Raw genomic sequence first — 15788 nt, 5'->3', positions numbered from 1 at the left:
CACATCAGGGGGTTGAGCACATGACCGGTGCGTCCGAAGCGGCGTCGCCACCCGATCCGTCGCGGTGGAAGGCGCTGGCGTTCATCGCGCTCGCGCAGCTGATGGTGGTGCTGGACGCCACCATCGTGAACATCGCGCTGCCGTCCGCGCAGGCCGATCTGGGGATATCCGACGCCAACCGGCAGTGGGTCATCACCGCGTACGCGCTCGCGTTCGGCGGGCTGCTGCTGTTCGGCGGGCGGGTCGCCGACCTGTGGGGGCGGCGGCGGACGTTCGTCACCGGGCTCGCCGGTTTCGCCGTGGCCTCCGCGCTGGGCGGCGCGGCGCAGAGCGAGGCCGTCCTGTTCGCGTCGCGGGCGCTCCAGGGCGTGTTCGGCGCGCTGCTGGCTCCGGCCGCGCTCTCGCTGCTCGCGGTGACGTTCACCGAGGGCAAGGAGCGGGCCAAGGCGTTCGGCATCTACGGGGCCATCGCGGGTGGCGGCGGCGCCATCGGGCTGATCCTCGGAGGCGTGCTCACCGAGTACCTGAACTGGCGGTGGACGTTCTACGTCAACATCCCGTTCGCGGTGGTGGCGGCGGTGGGCGCGCTGCTCGTCGTCCGGGAGCCCGCGGGGGCGCGCAACCGGGCCCCGCTGGACATCCCCGGGGTGCTGCTGTCCACGACGGGCCTGGTGGCGCTCGTCTACGGGTTCACCCGCGCCGAGGTGCACGGGTGGACGGACGCGGGGACGCTGTGGACGTTCGCGGCCTCGGTGCTGCTGCTGGTGGCGTTCGTCGCGGTGGAGGCCAGGACGTCGGCGCCGCTGATGCCCCTGCGGGTCGTGCTGAACCGGGAGCGGGGCGGCATCTACCTGGCGCTGGGTCTGGCCGTCATCGGCATGTTCGGACTGTTCCTGTTCCTGACCTACTACCTCCAGCTCGTGAAGGACTATTCGCCGGTGACGACCGGTTTCGCCTTCCTGCCCATGGTGGTCGGCATGATCACCGGTTCGACGCAGATCGGCGCGCGGCTGATGACGCGGGTGCCGCCGCGGCTGCTGATGGGCCCGGGTTTCCTCGTCGCGGCGACCGGGATGCTGCTGCTCACCCAGCTGGAGCCAAACAGCTCCTACCCGGCGCTCATCCTGCCCGCGCAGCTGCTGCTGGGGCTCGGCATGGGGACCGCCTTCATGCCCGCGATGGCGCTGGCCACGCAGGGTGTGCGCCCGCAGGACGCGGGGGTGGCCTCCGCGCTGGTCAACACCTCGCAGCAGGTGGGCGGGGCGATCGGCACGGCGCTGCTGAACACCGTCGCCTCCAGTGCGGCGGCCTCCTACGCCGTCGCCCACGCGGCCGAGCGCGGAGCCGGTGCGGAGGCCCTGGCCGTCGTGCACGGCTACACCACCGCCATCTGGTGGGCGGTCGGCATCCTGCTGCTGTCCGCGCTGCTCGTCTTCACGCTGGTGCGCGGCAGGGGGCGCGCGCACGCCTCGCCCGGCGCCCCTCAGGACGGGGAGCCCGAGCCGGTGCCGGTGCTGGCGCACTGACGGCACGTACCGCCGCACGGTGAGGGGCTCCGGACCGCGTCCGGAGCCCCTCCGCGCTGCGTCGAACTTCCATTCGCCGCCCCGGATGCCGGGCGGGGCGGGGGCCGGAGCCGCGCCAGGTGGTTTGCGGTCCGGGACGGCCGGTGACCCGCAGGGGGACGGGCCGTCGACTCGGCGACGAAGAAGGCTGCCGGGCCCGCGCCCGGGTACGCGACCGGAAGGGCGTTCCCGCGCGACCAGGGGGCCGCGCGGACCGCCCGTGGAGGCAGGGGAGCGGCGGACGGCGCCGCTTTCCGGGGTGGGAGGCAACCGTGGCGGATGTGATCGCCGTCTCAGTGGGGTAGGGGGCGCGCCGGGCCGGTCGACGCGGCGGGGCTGCGGCCTCGTCCGCTCTGACCTGGGCCTCCGCGTGTTCCGCCGTCGGCCGGCTATCTCGCGAGGTGGGACAGGGTACTGCATGATCCAAAAACCAGCGGGCAAGTTGGGAATTGTGTCCGGATTCGACTCGTTGAGAAGTTCGGAAACGGTTACCCGGAGGGGGACGGCGACGCCCGGTCGTCCGCTCGTCCTCCGCAGAGGGTTTCCGGGTCCGCCACCGACCAGTAAGTGATCACACGCAAGGGAGAGCGCATGGCAACCCGTGCCGTCGCCCGTCGTCAGCCCGCGACCGAGGGTGCTGAGGCGGCAACCAGTGTGCGTGCAGGCGGCGACGTCGCTGACCGTGATCTGGTCGGCATGTACCTGGACGAGATCGCCCGCACGCCCCTGCTGGACGCGGCCAAGGAGGTCGATCTGTCCCTGGCCATCGAAGCAGGTGTTTACGCCCAGCGCATCCTCGACGGCCGCGAGCGGCCCGCCGAGGGCACGCCCGGGGCGGAGGCCAGCCGCGAGGAGCTGGAGGCCCTCGTCGACGCGGGCGAGCGCGCCAAGGACGTGTTCATCCGGTCCAACCTGCGGCTGGTCGTGGCGGTCGCCCGCCGCTACCCGCGCAGCGGCCTGCCCCTGCTGGACCTCATCCAGGAGGGCAACGCCGGCCTGGTGCGCGCCGTCGAGAAGTTCGACTACACCAAGGGCTTCAAGTTCTCGACATACGCCACCTGGTGGATCAGGCAGGCCATCACCCGCTCCATAGCCGACCAGTCGCGCACGATCCGGCTGCCCGTGCACCTCGTGGAGGAGCTGGGCCGCATACGCCGCGTGCAGCGCGAGTTCAACCGCGAGCACGGGCGCGACCCGGAGCCCGCGGAGATCGCCGCCGAGCTGGGCTCCAAGTCCGAGCGCGTCGCCGACGTGCTGGACTGGGCGCGTGACCCGGTGAGCCTCAACATGTCCATCGACGACGAGGGCGAGACGCAGTTCGGCGACCTGCTGGAGGACACCTCGGCGGTGTCGCCCGAGCAGTCGGTGCTGACGCTCCTGCGCAGCGAGGAGCTGGAGGAGCTGATCGGCCGGCTCGACGACCGCACGGCGTCGATCATCCGCGCCCGCTACGGCATCGAGGACGGCCGCGAGCGCACCCTGACGGAGGTCGGCAGGCAGCACGGCCTGACGCGGGAGCGCATCCGGCAGATCGAGAAGCACGCCCTGCTGGAGCTGAAGCGGATGGCCCACGACACCGGCTTCGACGCGGCGGCGTGACCGTGCGGAGCCCCGGCTCCCCACGTCGCGCCGCTGGCCGCCGCCGAAGCCCCCGGCCTCTGGAGTCCGTCCGGAGCCGGGGGCTTCGCGCGTTCCGGCCCGCCCGCCGGGCGGAGGTGGAGGACGGGCCATGATGCCCGTATGCGCCTGTTCTATGTCCGAGTGTGTTTACTTTGCCGCGATGGGGGCGTAGCGTGCCCGTGCGAACCACAGGTTCGGGCAGAAAGCGCGGAGAAACGCAGAGAAACGGACACGGAGCAGATGTACGCACCGGAGCGGCAGCAGGAGATCCTGCGCATCGCCCGCGAGAGCGGACGGGTGGACGTGCCGTCCCTGGCCGCGCAGTTCCAGGTGACCGCCGAGACCGTGCGCCGCGACCTCAAGGCGCTCGACCGTGCCGGGCTGCTCCGCCGCGTGCACGGCGGCGCGATCCCGGCCGGGCGGTTCGAGCTGGAGCCCGACCTCAGCGCCCGCGAGGCGACGGCCGCCGACGAGAAGGAACGCATCGCCCGTGCCGCCCTGGAGGAGCTGCCCGCCGAGGGCAGCGTGATCCTCGACGCCGGGACGACCACCGGCCGGCTGGCCGCCGCGTTCCCGCTCGACTCCGTCCTCACCGTCGTCACCCACGCCCTGCCGCTGGCGGCCCGGCTGGCCGACCACCCCGGCATCGACCTGCACCTCGTCGGCGGCCGGGTCCGGCACCGGACCCGGGCCGCCGTGGACGCCTGGGCGCTGCGCACCTACGGCGAGATCAGGGCCGACGTCCTGCTGCTCGCCACCAACGGCTTCGGGCCCGGCGGCGGCCTCACCACCCCCGACCTCGCCGAGGCCGCCGTCAAGCGGGCGCTGCTGGCCGCCGCGCGCCGCGTCGTGCTGCTGGCCGACTCCGGCAAGCACGGCCGTGAGCACCTGGCCCGCTTCGGCGACCTGGCGCAGGTGGACCTGCTGATCACCGACACCGGGCTCACGCCCGGGGACGCCCGCGAGATCGAGCGCCAGGGCCCCCAGGTGGTGCGGGTATGACCGGCGGCACGCTCCTCACCGTCACGCCCAACCCCAGCCTGGACCGCACCTACGAGGTTCCGGCGCTGGAGCGCGGCGCCGTGCTGCGCGCGGCGGCCGACCGGGTGGACCCGGGCGGCAAGGGCGTCAACGTCTCCCGCGCCGTCGCCGCCGCCGGGCACCCCACGGTCGCCGTGCTGCCGCTGGGCGGCCCCGAGGGCGCGCTGCTCGGCGCGCTGCTGAGCGCACACGGCATCGACGTCGCGGGGGTGCCGGTCTCCGGCTCGACCCGGGTCAACGTCGCCGTCGCCGAACCGGACGGCACCCTCACCAAGATCAACGCGGCCGGTCCGGAACTCTCCGCCCACGAGGCCGAGACCCTCCTGGAGACGGTCAGGTCCCGGGCCGCCGGGGACGGCGCCGCGTGGATCGCCTGCTGCGGCAGCCTGCCGCGCGGCCTCACCCCGCAGTGGTACGCCGTACTCGTCGCGCGGGCGCACCGGGCGGGTGCCCGCATCGCCCTGGACACCTCGGGCCCGTCGCTGACGGCTGCCCTGCGCGAGCACCCGGACGTCGTCAAGCCCAACTCCGAGGAGCTGGCGCAGGCGGTGGGCCGCCCGCTCGCCACCGTCGGGGACGCCCTCACCGCCGCAGGGGAACTGCGCCGCCGGGGCGCCCGGACGGTACTGGCCAGCCTCGGAGCCGACGGCCAGCTCCTCGTCGAAGCGGACGCCGCGCACTTCGCCGCCGCGCCCGTGGCCGTCGTCCGCAGCAACGTCGGCGCCGGGGACGCCTCGCTCGCCGGGTTCCTCGCGGCCGGCGGAGCGGGCCCACAGGCGCTCGCGCAGGCCGTCGCCCACGGGGCCGCCGCCGTGCAGCTCCCGGGCAGCGCCATGCCCGAGCCCGCCGACGTCCGCCGCGCCGCGGCGGACGTGACCGTCACCGCCGACGTGCCGCTGGACCGGCCGCTCACCGACCCGCCCGACCCCGGCCCCACCCCCCGTGACTCCCAGCGCCAACGGAGCCTGCCATGAGCCAACTGATCACCGCGGACCTCGTCGACCTCGCACTCGCCGCTGACACCAAGGAGGAGGCCGCCCGCTCGCTCGCCGGGCGGATGGCCGCCGCGGGCCGCGTCACGGACCTGGAGGGCTTCCTGGCCGATGTGGCCGCCCGCGAGGCGCAGACGCCCACCGGCCTCGAAGGCGGCATTGGCATCCCGCACTGCCGCAGCGACCACGTCACCGAACCGACGCTGGCGTTCGGCCGCCCCCTCACCCCGGTGGACTTCGGTGCTCCGGACGGGCCCGCCGACCTCGTCTTCCTCATCGCCGCCCCGGCGGGCGCCGACGGAGACCACCTGTCGATCCTCTCCACCCTCGCCCGCGAGCTGGCGAACGAGGCGTTCACGGCCGCCCTGCGCGGCACCGGCGATCCCGGGCGGGCCGCGGCCCTGATCCGCGGCGACGCCTCCGTCTCCGCCCCGGACGGGACGGCTGCGGGCGGGACGGCACCGGATGGTACGGCTGCGGACGGGGCGCGGGCCGACGGGGCAGGGGGAGACGGCACGGCGGCCGACGACACGGAGTCTCCGTTCCGGATCGTCGCCGTGACCTCTTGTCCCACCGGGATCGCCCACACCTACATGGCGGCCGAGGCCCTGGAGAACGCCGCCCGTGACGCGGGTGTGCTGCTGACCGTGGAGACGCAGGGCTCGGCCGGTTTCGACCGGCTCGACCCCGGCACCGTCGCCGCCGCCGACGCGGTGATCCTGGCCCACGACGTCGAGGTGCGGGACAAGGCCCGGTTCGCCGGGAAGCCGACCGTCGACGTGGGCGTCAAGGCCGCGATCAACCGCGGCGGCGAACTGATCGAGGAGGCGCGAGCGAAGGCCGCACGGGGAGAGGACGCACGCGGGGAGACGACCGTCCGCGACACCGCGGCGGCCCCCATGGACGCGGCCGCGGAGCCCGGAGACGGCTTCGGCACCCGGATACGGGTCTGGCTCATGACCGGCGTCAGCCACATGGTGCCCTTCGTCGCGGCGGGCGGTCTGCTGATCGCCCTGGCCTTCGCCATCGGCGGTTACGACATCACCGACGCCCCGTCCGTCGCCGAGCACTTCACCTGGACGGAGGCCGCGAGCTGGGCGGCGCTCTTCAACCAGGTCGGCGGAACCGCCTTCCAGTTCCTCGTGCCCGTGCTCGCCGGGTACATCGCCTACGGGATGGCCGACCGGCCAGGGCTCGTACCCGGCTTCGTCGGTGGTGCGATCGCCCTGGCCGTCAACGCCGGGTTCCTCGGCGGTCTCGCGGCCGGTCTGCTCGCCGGTGCCGTCGTGCTGGCCGTCCAGCGCGTACCGATACCGCCGGTGCTGCGCGGCATCATGCCGGTGGTCGTCATCCCGCTGGTCTCCTCGGCTGTGGTCGGTTTCCTGATGTTCGTGGTGATCGGCAAGCCCATCGCCACGGTCCAGTCCGGGCTCACGGACTGGCTGGGCGGCCTGACCGGAGCCAACGCCGTCCTGCTCGGCGGCCTCCTCGGGCTGATGATGTGCTTCGACCTGGGCGGCCCGGTGAACAAGGTCGCCTACGCCTTCGCCACCGGCGGTATCGCCGTCGCCGACCCGGGTCAGGGCGCGCTGAACGTGATGGCCGCGGTCATGGCGGCGGGCATGGTGCCGCCGCTGGCCATGGCGCTGGCCACCACCGTCCGGGCCCGGCTGTTCACGAAGACCGAGCGGGAGAACGGCAAGGCCGCCTGGGTGCTGGGCGCCTCCTTCATCACCGAGGGCGCCATCCCGTTCGCCGCCGCCGACCCGCTGCGGGTGATCCCCTCGGCCATGGCGGGCGGCGCGGTCACCGGTGCCCTGACGATGGCGTTCGACGCGACCCTGCGCGCCCCGCACGGCGGCGTCTTCGTGGTGCCGCTGATCGGGAACCCGCTGCTGTACCTGGTGGCCGTCGCGGCGGGGACGGCGGTCAGCGCGACGCTGGTCGTCGTGCTCAAGAGCATGCGGGTCGCCCGTGCGGGAGCGCAGACCCCGGCACCCGACGCGGCGCCGGCCGAGGAGGAGCGCGTGACCCCGGCCGCCGTCTGAGCCCCTCGTCAGCGAGCCCGAGCGGCGCACGTCAGGCCCGGGCCGGGGGCGCCCGGTCCGGGGCGGAGCCAGCGGCCGTACCGGCCGCGGTGGGCGGGAACTCCCGCTCACCGCAGCTCGTTCCGTGCCCCGGCCAGGACGGTCCCACCCGTGCCGCCCTGGCCGGTCCGCCGGACGCTCCCCGGTCCGGCGTCAGTCGCAGTAGTAGTACAGGTACTGCGCGGAGGCCCAGCCGTCGACGCCGGTGGTGAAGTCTTTGATGTGCACCCAGCCGTTCGTGTAGGAGTTGCAGTAGTAGCCCACGTGGTGACTGCGGTAGCCCAGGCCGAGAACGGCGCAGCTGGTGCTGGCGCAGGAACGGATGCGCACCCCGTCGGTGTGGAACTGGGCACCGCCGTACGGGCCGTCCGCAGCGGTACCGGAGCCCTGGGCGGGAACCGGGACCGAGGCCGCCTTGGCGGGGACCGGGGCCGCGGCTGCCGCCGGGGCGCCCGCGGTGAACGGGAGAACCGCCAGGGAGCCGACGGCAGCGGCAAGCCCCACCACTCGCTTGATGGACATCGAACACTCCTTCTCTTCGTGCTGGTGCCGGGAGGAACGGTGCAGCGCTCGGGTGACTGAGCCACGGGGGCCATGACAGCCGACGGCAGCCGCGGCCGGCCCGCTCAGAAGGCGCAGTCTCCGAAGTTCTGGGAGACGCCGGGGATCGGGCTCATGTTGGAACCGCCGCGGACGTAGACCGCGCTGATCCAGCCGCGCGGGCCGCCGGCATCCACCTGGACCCACCAGTCGTTCCGGTATGGGCCGTCCGAGACGACGTCGCCCCGGTTCTGGCAGTAGGCGGTGACGTACATCGTGCTGACCTTCACATTGGAGTAGGGAGGGCACTGGAAGGAGTTGCACGAGCGCATGTTCACGCCCGTCGCCCACACGTAGACGCGGGTGGACTCGGGAGCGGCCTGGGCGGGGGCCGTACCGAGCAGGGACAGCGCGGCACCGAGCGCCGTCGCGCCAGCTATGGCCGTACGGCGCAGGCCGGCGGACCGCCTGGAACGGGTGGCGGTGGCACTTGTGGCGGTGGACGTGGCGGACGTGATGGACGCGTTCATCGTGGGCTCCCTCGGCATCGGCGGTGTGGCGAGCGCTGCCACACGAAGGACGGGAGGAGCGGGGCCCGCGTATGAGCGGACGGCCGGGATTTCTCCGCGGCTTCGGGCAGGCGGCGCGCCGGCGCCGCACGGACCGGCACGGGGACCCGGCTCCCGGGAGGGCGGGGCAACCACGGTGGCGCTGTCGCCGCGGCCCGGTGAAGCCGCCTGCGGTGACGTATGCGGGAACAGCTTCCGAACAGTCTTGCGGGGGGCCGGTGCAAGCGGAACCATGCGCTGCGGACCGGCGTTCGGGCGTACGTCCGCGACGCCGGGAACGAGCACCCGGGAGACCCCCGTTGGGCTACTGGAACGGAGACGCACCGTGAGACGAGTGACGAGAGCTCTGCGCGCGCTGGGCGCGGCGGGCAGCGCGGTACTGACCACGGCCGGCATCATGCTGGCCGCAGCTCCCGAGGCCGTGGCGGCCGACTACTACTACGAACTCCCCTACCCGGCCGGTGAGTCCTACACCGTCACCCAGGGGCCGGAGGGCACGTACTCCCACTACGGCCCCTACAACGAGTACGCCTGGGACTTCGGACTTCCGGCGAACTACGAGGTGTCCGCCGCGCAGGGCGGCACCGTCCTCGTCTCGGACTGGTCCCAGTACGCGGGGAACGGCATCGAGGTGATCATCCGGCACTCGAACGGCCAGTGCACCCACTACGCGCACCTGAACCGGGCGATCTACAACACCGGGGACTGGGTCCCGCAGGGGCGCATCATCGGCTGGTCGGGCAACACGGGCAACTCCACCGGGCCGCACCTGCACTTCCAGGTCATCAACTGCGACACGCGCGTGGGCCTGCCCGCCACGCTCCAGGGCTGGACGCCCTACACCGGCACGCGGCCGGTGAGCGTGAACACCCGTGCCTGACACCGGTTCAGCCCCGTCCCCGGCGGCCGTGCGCGGCCGTGTTCCCGTCGCGGGACGGCTCCGCGCGGGCCCTCGTGCCCGCCGGTCCGCCCCGCCCCGCCCGCACGGCTCCGTCCGGGCGGGGCGTCAGCGGCCGTACAGGTCGCGGTAGGCGGGGAACTCCCCGCCCGCCGCGGCCGGTACCGTCCCGGCGGCGAGCACGGCGCTGACCACGGCCCGCGTCACCATGTCCGCGCCCGCCGCCAGTACGTCGTTCAGCGCCAGCCCCGGCACCCGGTGCTCCCCGGCGGACAGCGCGAAGACGGTGTCGCCGTCGTGCAGCAGGTGCACCGGGCGCACGGCACGGGCGAGCCCGTCGTGCGCCGTCCCGGCCAGCTTCTGGGCCTGGGCCTTGGACAGGGCGGCGTCCGTGGCCACCACGGCCAGCGTGGTGTTCAGCGGCGGGACGCCGAGTGCGGCGCGGGCGGCGGCGATCCGCTCCCGGGCGGCGGCGTGCCGGACACCGTCGGGCACGGCGATCCGGCCGAGCGCCAGTTCCCCGTACAGCGCGCCGCTGGCCGGGTCGAGCACCGAGCCGGCGGCGTTGACGACCGCGAGCGCGCCCACGGTCACCCCGGACGGCAGCACCGTACTGGCCGTGCCCACGCCCCCCTTCAGGCCGTCGGCCACCGCGCCGGTGCCCGCGCCCACGTTGCCCAGCGCCACCCGGGAGCCGCGTTCGGCGGCGTCCTCGGCGGCGGCCCGGCCGAACCCGGCGTCGGGCCGGGCCCGCCAGTCACCCCCGCGGCCCAGGTCGAACAGGCAGGCCGCCGGGACGACGGGCACCACGTGCCCCGGTTCCGCCCCCACCCGCACGCCGCGGCCCCGCTCCTCCAGCCACGCCATCACTCCGGACGCGGCGTCCAGCCCGAACGCACTGCCGCCGGTCAGGACGACGGCGTCGATGCGCTGCACCACGTTGCGCGGGTCGAGCGCGTCCGTCTCCCGGGTGCCGGGGCCGCCCCCGCGCACGTCGACGGCGGCCACCGCGCCGCCGGGCGGGGCCAGGACGACGGTCGTGCCCGTGAGCCAGCCGTCGCCGGTGCGCTGAGCGTGCCCGACCCGGACGCCCGGCACGTCGGTCAGCGCGTCCCGGTGACCCGTCCGCGCCGCGCCCGTCATCTCGTCCACCTCGGTCTCATCAGCCACGGCACATGGGTACCAGGCCGGGCAGCCCTGCGTCGCCACCCCGGCCGCGTACAGCGATCGTTGATCGGACGTTCATGGTCCGCGGAGAAGCTCGACGGCATGTCGGCCGATCAGCAGCAGCTACCGGGGAACGCCCCGGCGCCCACCGGGCAGCCCCTTCCGGCGCCCGTGGCGGAGTACGTCCACATCCGGCTCATCGACCAGGCCCGCAGTGCCGCCCTCGCCTTCGACCGGCTGGGCGTCGGCGCCGGGGAACGGGTCGCGGTCCTCCTTCCGATGTCACCCGAGTCGGTGGTGACCACGATGGCCTGCGGGCGGGTGGACGCCCTGCGCGTCTCCCTCCCGGTAGGGGAGCCCGCCGCCGTCCTGCGCGAACGCGTACGGAAGTCGGGGGCACGCGTCGTCGTCACGGTGGACGCCTGCTCGCACGCCGGGCACGTGTATCCCGCCAAGCGCCTGCTCGACCAGGCGCTGGCCGGGCTGCCGCACGTCCACTCCGTGCTGGTCGTGCACCACGTGGCGCGCCCGGTGCCGTGGACGCCCGGCCGTGACCGGTGGTGGCACGACACCTTGGCTACCCTGGGGGCATGAACCGACCCGAACCCCAGGCCCGGCCCGACGCCGCGGCGGCCCTCGACTTCGGCGACCCGCTGGCCGGGCGCGCCGGGGACGACACCGACCGCGGCTGGGGCGAGCGGCCGGGCACGACCGGGGACGCGGCGGCCGACCTGGCCCGCTTCCTCGACGAGAAGCCGCCCCACCACCTCTGAGCCGCGCCGCAGCCGCCGCGCGCCCGGCCACGGCGTGCGGCCGCCGTACGCCCGGCCGCCCGCCGCACCGCCGACGGGCGTCAGCCGTCCGTGCGCGGTGCGGAGTTCCGCTGGCCGACCATGCTCGGCCGGTCGCCGCCGTCCGCGGGGGAGGCTGAGGCGTCGCGCTGGGCGAGCAGGGCGTCCCTGATCTCGGTGAGCACGTCCAGTTCCGTCTTGGCCGGTGACGCGTCCTCGACCGGCCTGCGGGCGTGCAGCCGCGCCTTGTACTTCGTCATCGGCAGGATCATGAGGAAGTAGACGACGGCCGCGGTGATCACGAAGGTGATCGACGCGCTGAGCACCGTGCCCCACTTGAGGGTGATGCCGCTGACCGCCTCGCCGGTCGCCGGGTCCACCTGGCACGGGGACTTCAGGCAGGAGGTGTAGCGGTCCAGGTCCTTCGGACCGATCGCCCCCACGACCGGGTTGATGACGCCCTCCACGACGGCGCTGACGATCTTCGTGAAGGCCGCCCCGATGACGACGGCAACGGCCAGCTCGACCACGTTGCCCCGCATCAGGAACGCCTTGAACCCGGCCAGGACGCTCTGCTTCTCGCTCAACGGAATGCCTTTCTCTGCACGCTGCCGCACACGCTGGCACGGGCACGGTGGGCGCTGTCCAATCCGGGCGACCCGTTCGGTCGGCGTCCAGCGCAGGTGTGCGGGCGGCTCCTCGCCCCGGCCCCCCCCGGTCAGCAGGACGTCACCACAGCGTCACCGCCAGCGGCGTGCGGGCGGCGGCACCGGCCAGGCGTGCGGCGGTGGCGCGCGGCACGGAGAGCACCACCAGGGCGCCGTCGGCAATCGGCTCCGGCGCGTGCTCCTGCTCCGGCCCTCCGCGCGGACGGGCGCCACCGGGAGCCGTCCCGGGGATCTGCGCCACCTCCGCCCGCCGCGCGACGAGCCGGGCGTCCGCCGCGGAACCGCCGTCCCCGCCGGGGCCGATGTCCGGCGGCGCGGCGAGGACGTCGACCAGATCGCCGGGCTCCAGCAGGCGGACGACGGCGGCGTCGGCGATCCGCACCGGCGCCCGGACCAGCTCGGGCGGTGCGCCCGCCGGGCCCTCCGCTCCCGTGGCGCCCGCCGGGACCGTCGGCGGCCCCGCGGCTGCCGCGTCCGCCGCGGTGCGCCCGGCCACGGCGTCCCCGGCCGCACCCGGACCGTCCGGAGGGCGGTCCGCCCCGCCCGGCGGACCGAGGGCGGCCACGCCCAGGGCGGACGCGGCCAGCACGCAGGCCACCGTGCGCCCGGTGCGCCGCAGGACGACGCGCAGCCGGGAGCGCACGGCGCCGCGCGGCCGTACGGGGGCGAAGTGCGGCACGGCGCGGGCCGGGGGCACGCAGGGGGCAGGAGTGGACATCGGCGGTACCACCTCGGGCTGGGCGACGGGACGGACACCACCGTGCCGCGTTCCGCGCGACTGCGCTCAGCCCTGTGGACAACCCACCGGTTGTGGACAACGTCATCCACCGGACGTGCTCCGGCGGCCCGCCCCGCAGCCCCGGGCGGCAGCCCGTCGGGAAGGCCCCGCCCCGGCCGCCGCGCCCTGCCCCGCCCGGACCGCCCCGCCCCGCCCTACGGCAGGTCGATGCCCAGGTCGACCCCGGCCAGCGCCTCACCGCAGGGGCAGGACGGTTCGGCGGGCAGGGCCGCCACCGCGTCGAACAGCACCTCGCGCAGCCGCCCGAGGTTCTGCCGGAAGACGACGAGCACGTCGCTGTGGGAGACGCCCTCGCCGGTCTCCGCGCCCGCGTCCAGGTCCGTCACCAGGGCGAGGGAGCTGTAGCACATGCCCAGTTCACGGGCGAGCACGGCCTCCGGGTGGCCGGTCATGCCCACCACCGACCAGCCCTGGGACGCGTGCCAGCGCGACTCGGCGCGGGTGGAGAAGCGCGGGCCCTCGACGACGACCATGGTGCCGCCGTCCACCGGCTCCCAGCCGCGTGCCCGCGCGGCCCCCAGCGACGCCTCGCGGCCGCTCTGGCAGTACGGGTCGGCGAAACTTACGTGCACCACGTTGGGGCGGCGGCCGTCGGACCGCTCCTCTCCGTCGAAGTACGACTGCGCGCGTGAGCGCGTGCGGTCCACGAGCTGGTCGGGCACGAGCAGTGTGCCGGGGCCGTGCTCCTCCCGCAGGCCCCCGACCGCGCAGGGACCGAGGACCTGCCGCACCCCGGCGGCGCGCAGCGCCCACAGGTTGGCGCGGTAGTTGATCCGGTGCGGCGGGAGGTGGTGCGCGCGTCCGTGCCGGGGCAGGAACGCCACGCGGCGGCCCGCGAGTTCCCCGATGAACAGGGCGTCGCTGGGCTCCCCGTACGGCGTGGTGAGGCGCACCTCGGTCACGTCGTCGAGGAAGGAGTAGAAGCCCGATCCGCCGATGACGCCGATCTCGGCCCGAGCCGGGCCTTCCAGCCCCATCCGCGCCTCCGCCGCCTCGCCCTGTGCCGCCAGTTCACTCATACGGCCACCCTAGCCCGCACGCGGCGACGCCCACCGGGGCGTCGGCCCGGCGCGGACCGTGCGGCGTCGTGGCGCGGGGCGCCCGGACGGGCCGGGCGCCGTGCCGCAGGGCCGCAGCCGCTCGTCAGGCCGCGGAGGTACCGGCGGGGGACTTGGCGCCGTCGCTCTTGGCGCCGCTGCCGCTGCCCGAACCGGATGTGCCGGACGAGCCGGACCCGGAGTCGCTCTTGGCGCCGCTGCCCGACGAGGAGTCCGACGAGGAACCGGAGGAGCCGGACGGCGTGGTGGACGCGGGGCTGCTGCCGGACGACGAGCCGCGGCTGTCGTTGCGGTAGAAACCGGAGCCCTTGAAGACGATGCCGACCGCGGAGAACACCTTCTTCAGGCGTCCCGAACAGCTCGGGCACTCGGTGAGGGCGTCGTCGGTGAACTTCTGGACCGCCTCGAGGCCCTCGTCGCACTCGGTGCACTGGTACTGATAGGTCGGCACTTGCTCCTCCTGGCACTCGTCACTGTGGAGTGCTAACGACGGTCCATGGTGCAGCATTCCGGCGGGTTAGTCCACCGGGACGGGCACACGGTGACCGGCGCCACGCGCCACGACGCGTCCGTCGGCCCCCTCCTCGGCCGGCGGGACGAGCCTGCGGCGCAGCGTGGCGACGGTGACGGCGGCCAGGGCCGTGCCGATCAGCGGGACGGTGAAGCCGGCGGCGGCTCCGAAGCCGTCGGCGAACTGCCCGGCCGTGGTGGTCGCCAGGGCCTGCCCCAGCGCGACGGCGCCGGTCAGCCAGGTGAACGCCTCCGTCCGCGTCCCGGCCGGGACGAGCCGCTCCACCAGGGTGAAGCCGGTGATCATGGACGGTGCCGTGGCCAGCCCCACCAGCAGGCCGACCGCGCCGAGCAGCCACACCGACCCGGCCGACGCCGCGAAGAACAGCGGCACCGTCGTCAGGGCCAGCGTCCCGTACGCGAACGGCAGCCGACGGTGCGGGGCGGAACGCCAGGCGATGACGCCGCAGAGGACGCCCGCCAGCATGTTGCCGCCCGCGAAGACGCCGTAGAGCAGGCCGTTGGCGCCGGGCTGGCCGATCGCCTGGGTGAAGGCGGTCAGCGAGACCTGCATGCCGCCGAAGACGGCGCCGATGCCCAGGAACACGGTGATCAGCACCGGCACGCCCGGCACGGCGAGGGCGGAGCCCGGCTTCCGTCCCGCAGCGGCCGCCCGGCGGTGCGCCGGCGGTGCGGTGCGGGTCTGCGCGGCGAAGAGGAGTCCGCCGACCACGGTCAGCGCCGCCTCGGCGGCCAGCCCGGCGGCCGGGTGCACGCCCGTGCACAGCGCGGTGGCCAGGACCGGGCCGACGACGAAGGTGAACTCGTCGGTGACCGACTCGAACGCCGCCGCCGTCGGCATGAGCGGACCGCCGCCCAGCCGGTGGGACCAGCGGGCCCGCACCATCGGGCCGACCTGCGGCACCGAGGCACCGGCCGGAACGGCGGTGAGCAGCAGCGCCCACAGCGGCGCGCCGGTCAGGGCGAGCACGGTCAGGAGCGAGACGGCGCCGGCGTGCAGGAGCGCCCCGGGCAGCAGGACGGCGCGCTGCCCGAACCGGTCGACGAGCTTGCCCGCCTGCGGGGCGCACAGCGCCATGGCGACGCCCGTCGTGGCGGACACCACGCCCGCCGTGCCGAACGAGCCGGTGGTGTGCTGGACGAGCAGCACGATACCGATGGTCAGCATGGCGAACGGCTGCCGGGCCAGGAAGCCGGGAAGCAGGAACGACCAGGCACCCGGGGTGCGCAACAGCTGTCGGTAGCCGGGCTTGGACGCCACGGCCGGGCCTTTCTGCCGCCTGGTAGCGCATGGCCGGCCGGTGCGGCGGTGCGCCGAGAGCTGTCCTCTCGCGCCTGGACCGGGCGGGACCGCGGGCGAGGACTCCCCCGTCGCCTCGCGCCGCACCGGTGGCGCCAGCTCTGCGTCAGGCAGGGTCGGAAACCGGTCAAGAGCGCAGGAGTGACTACTTCTGCGTAGCCA

At 74.8% G+C, this 15788-nt stretch carries 16 protein-coding genes; 8 read left to right on the top strand and 8 right to left on the bottom strand.

Going from position 1 to position 15788, the window contains the following annotated elements:
- Nucleotides 1-20 precede the first annotated feature (20 nt).
- The 5 genes from V1J52_RS15185 (at nt 21) to V1J52_RS15165 (ending at nt 7266) form a co-directional block, all read left to right on the top strand.
- Nucleotides 21-1526, top strand: a complete 1506-nt coding sequence (locus tag V1J52_RS15185; RefSeq protein ID WP_330140322.1) for an MFS transporter — start codon at nt 21-23, stop codon at nt 1524-1526.
- Between the two features lie 630 nt (nt 1527-2156).
- Complete coding sequence (locus V1J52_RS15180) at nt 2157-3164, top strand: sigma-70 family RNA polymerase sigma factor (protein ID WP_330140321.1); 1008 nt, start codon at nt 2157-2159, stop codon at nt 3162-3164.
- A gap of 261 nt (nt 3165-3425) precedes the next feature.
- A complete protein-coding gene (locus tag V1J52_RS15175) occupies nt 3426-4187 on the top strand; it encodes a DeoR/GlpR family DNA-binding transcription regulator (RefSeq protein WP_330140320.1) in 762 nt (253 codons plus the stop codon).
- Nucleotides 4184-5200, top strand: a complete 1017-nt coding sequence (gene pfkB, locus V1J52_RS15170) for a 1-phosphofructokinase (protein ID WP_330140319.1) — start codon at nt 4184-4186, stop codon at nt 5198-5200. The genes V1J52_RS15175 and pfkB overlap by 4 nt, the downstream gene beginning before the upstream one ends.
- Entirely contained in the window at nt 5197-7266 is a 2070-nt protein-coding gene (locus V1J52_RS15165; RefSeq protein ID WP_330140318.1) for a PTS fructose transporter subunit IIABC, read from the top strand. The genes pfkB and V1J52_RS15165 overlap by 4 nt, the downstream gene beginning before the upstream one ends.
- 192 nt (nt 7267-7458) lie before the next feature.
- Here the strand turns inward: V1J52_RS15165 and V1J52_RS15160 are convergent, their stop codons facing one another.
- Both V1J52_RS15160 and V1J52_RS15155 read right to left on the bottom strand, forming a co-directional pair.
- On the bottom strand, nt 7459-7827 hold the full coding sequence (locus tag V1J52_RS15160) for an SH3 domain-containing protein (protein WP_330140317.1): 369 nt from the start codon (nt 7825-7827) through the stop codon (nt 7459-7461).
- A gap of 104 nt (nt 7828-7931) precedes the next feature.
- A complete protein-coding gene (locus V1J52_RS15155; protein ID WP_330140316.1) occupies nt 7932-8375 on the bottom strand; it encodes a hypothetical protein in 444 nt (147 codons plus the stop codon).
- Between the two features lie 373 nt (nt 8376-8748).
- Here V1J52_RS15155 and V1J52_RS15150 point away from each other — a divergent pair, with 373 nt between their 5' ends.
- The gene (locus V1J52_RS15150; protein WP_330140315.1) at nt 8749-9294 is read left to right on the top strand and encodes a M23 family metallopeptidase; all 546 of its coding nucleotides are present in this window, start codon (nt 8749-8751) and stop codon (nt 9292-9294) included.
- Between the two features lie 126 nt (nt 9295-9420).
- Here V1J52_RS15150 and V1J52_RS15145 read toward each other — a convergent pair whose 3' ends face one another.
- A complete protein-coding gene (locus V1J52_RS15145) occupies nt 9421-10455 on the bottom strand; it encodes a P1 family peptidase (protein ID WP_330140579.1) in 1035 nt (344 codons plus the stop codon).
- A gap of 126 nt (nt 10456-10581) precedes the next feature.
- Here V1J52_RS15145 and V1J52_RS15140 point away from each other — a divergent pair, with 126 nt between their 5' ends.
- Both V1J52_RS15140 and V1J52_RS15135 read left to right on the top strand, forming a co-directional pair.
- Nucleotides 10582-11073 carry an AMP-binding protein gene (locus V1J52_RS15140; protein ID WP_330140314.1) on the top strand — a complete coding sequence of 164 codons (492 nt, stop codon included), beginning with the start codon at nt 10582-10584 and terminating at the stop codon, nt 11071-11073.
- A complete protein-coding gene (locus V1J52_RS15135) occupies nt 11070-11252 on the top strand; it encodes a hypothetical protein (RefSeq protein WP_330140313.1) in 183 nt (60 codons plus the stop codon). Before V1J52_RS15140 ends, V1J52_RS15135 begins: the two co-directional genes overlap by 4 nt.
- Nucleotides 11253-11332: 80 nt before the next feature.
- On the opposite strand, the gene mscL is transcribed toward V1J52_RS15135, so the two are convergent.
- The 5 genes from mscL to V1J52_RS15110 form a co-directional block, all read right to left on the bottom strand.
- Nucleotides 11333-11857, bottom strand: a complete 525-nt coding sequence (mscL, locus tag V1J52_RS15130; RefSeq protein ID WP_330140312.1) for a large conductance mechanosensitive channel protein MscL — start codon at nt 11855-11857, stop codon at nt 11333-11335.
- 142 nt (nt 11858-11999) lie between these two features.
- Nucleotides 12000-12656 (bottom strand): RcpC/CpaB family pilus assembly protein, encoded by a 657-nt coding sequence (locus tag V1J52_RS15125; protein ID WP_330140311.1) that lies wholly within the window; start codon nt 12654-12656, stop codon nt 12000-12002.
- Nucleotides 12657-12871: 215 nt separating this feature from the next.
- Entirely contained in the window at nt 12872-13714 is an 843-nt protein-coding gene (locus tag V1J52_RS15120) for an S-methyl-5'-thioadenosine phosphorylase (protein ID WP_330140578.1), read from the bottom strand.
- Nucleotides 13715-13880: 166 nt separating this feature from the next.
- Nucleotides 13881-14246, bottom strand: a complete 366-nt coding sequence (locus tag V1J52_RS15115; RefSeq protein WP_330140310.1) for an FmdB family zinc ribbon protein — start codon at nt 14244-14246, stop codon at nt 13881-13883.
- Between the two features lie 66 nt (nt 14247-14312).
- The gene (locus V1J52_RS15110; RefSeq protein WP_330140309.1) at nt 14313-15587 is read right to left on the bottom strand and encodes an MFS transporter; all 1275 of its coding nucleotides are present in this window, start codon (nt 15585-15587) and stop codon (nt 14313-14315) included.
- Between the last annotated feature and the right edge of the window lie 201 nt (nt 15588-15788).

Origin of the sequence: Streptomyces solitudinis (genome assembly GCF_036323765.1) — a bacterium.
GTDB lineage: Bacteria > Actinomycetota > Actinomycetes > Streptomycetales > Streptomycetaceae > Streptomyces.
The sequence above is the reverse complement of the archived record's forward strand: the minus strand, read 5'-3'. Positions and strand labels throughout refer to the sequence as shown.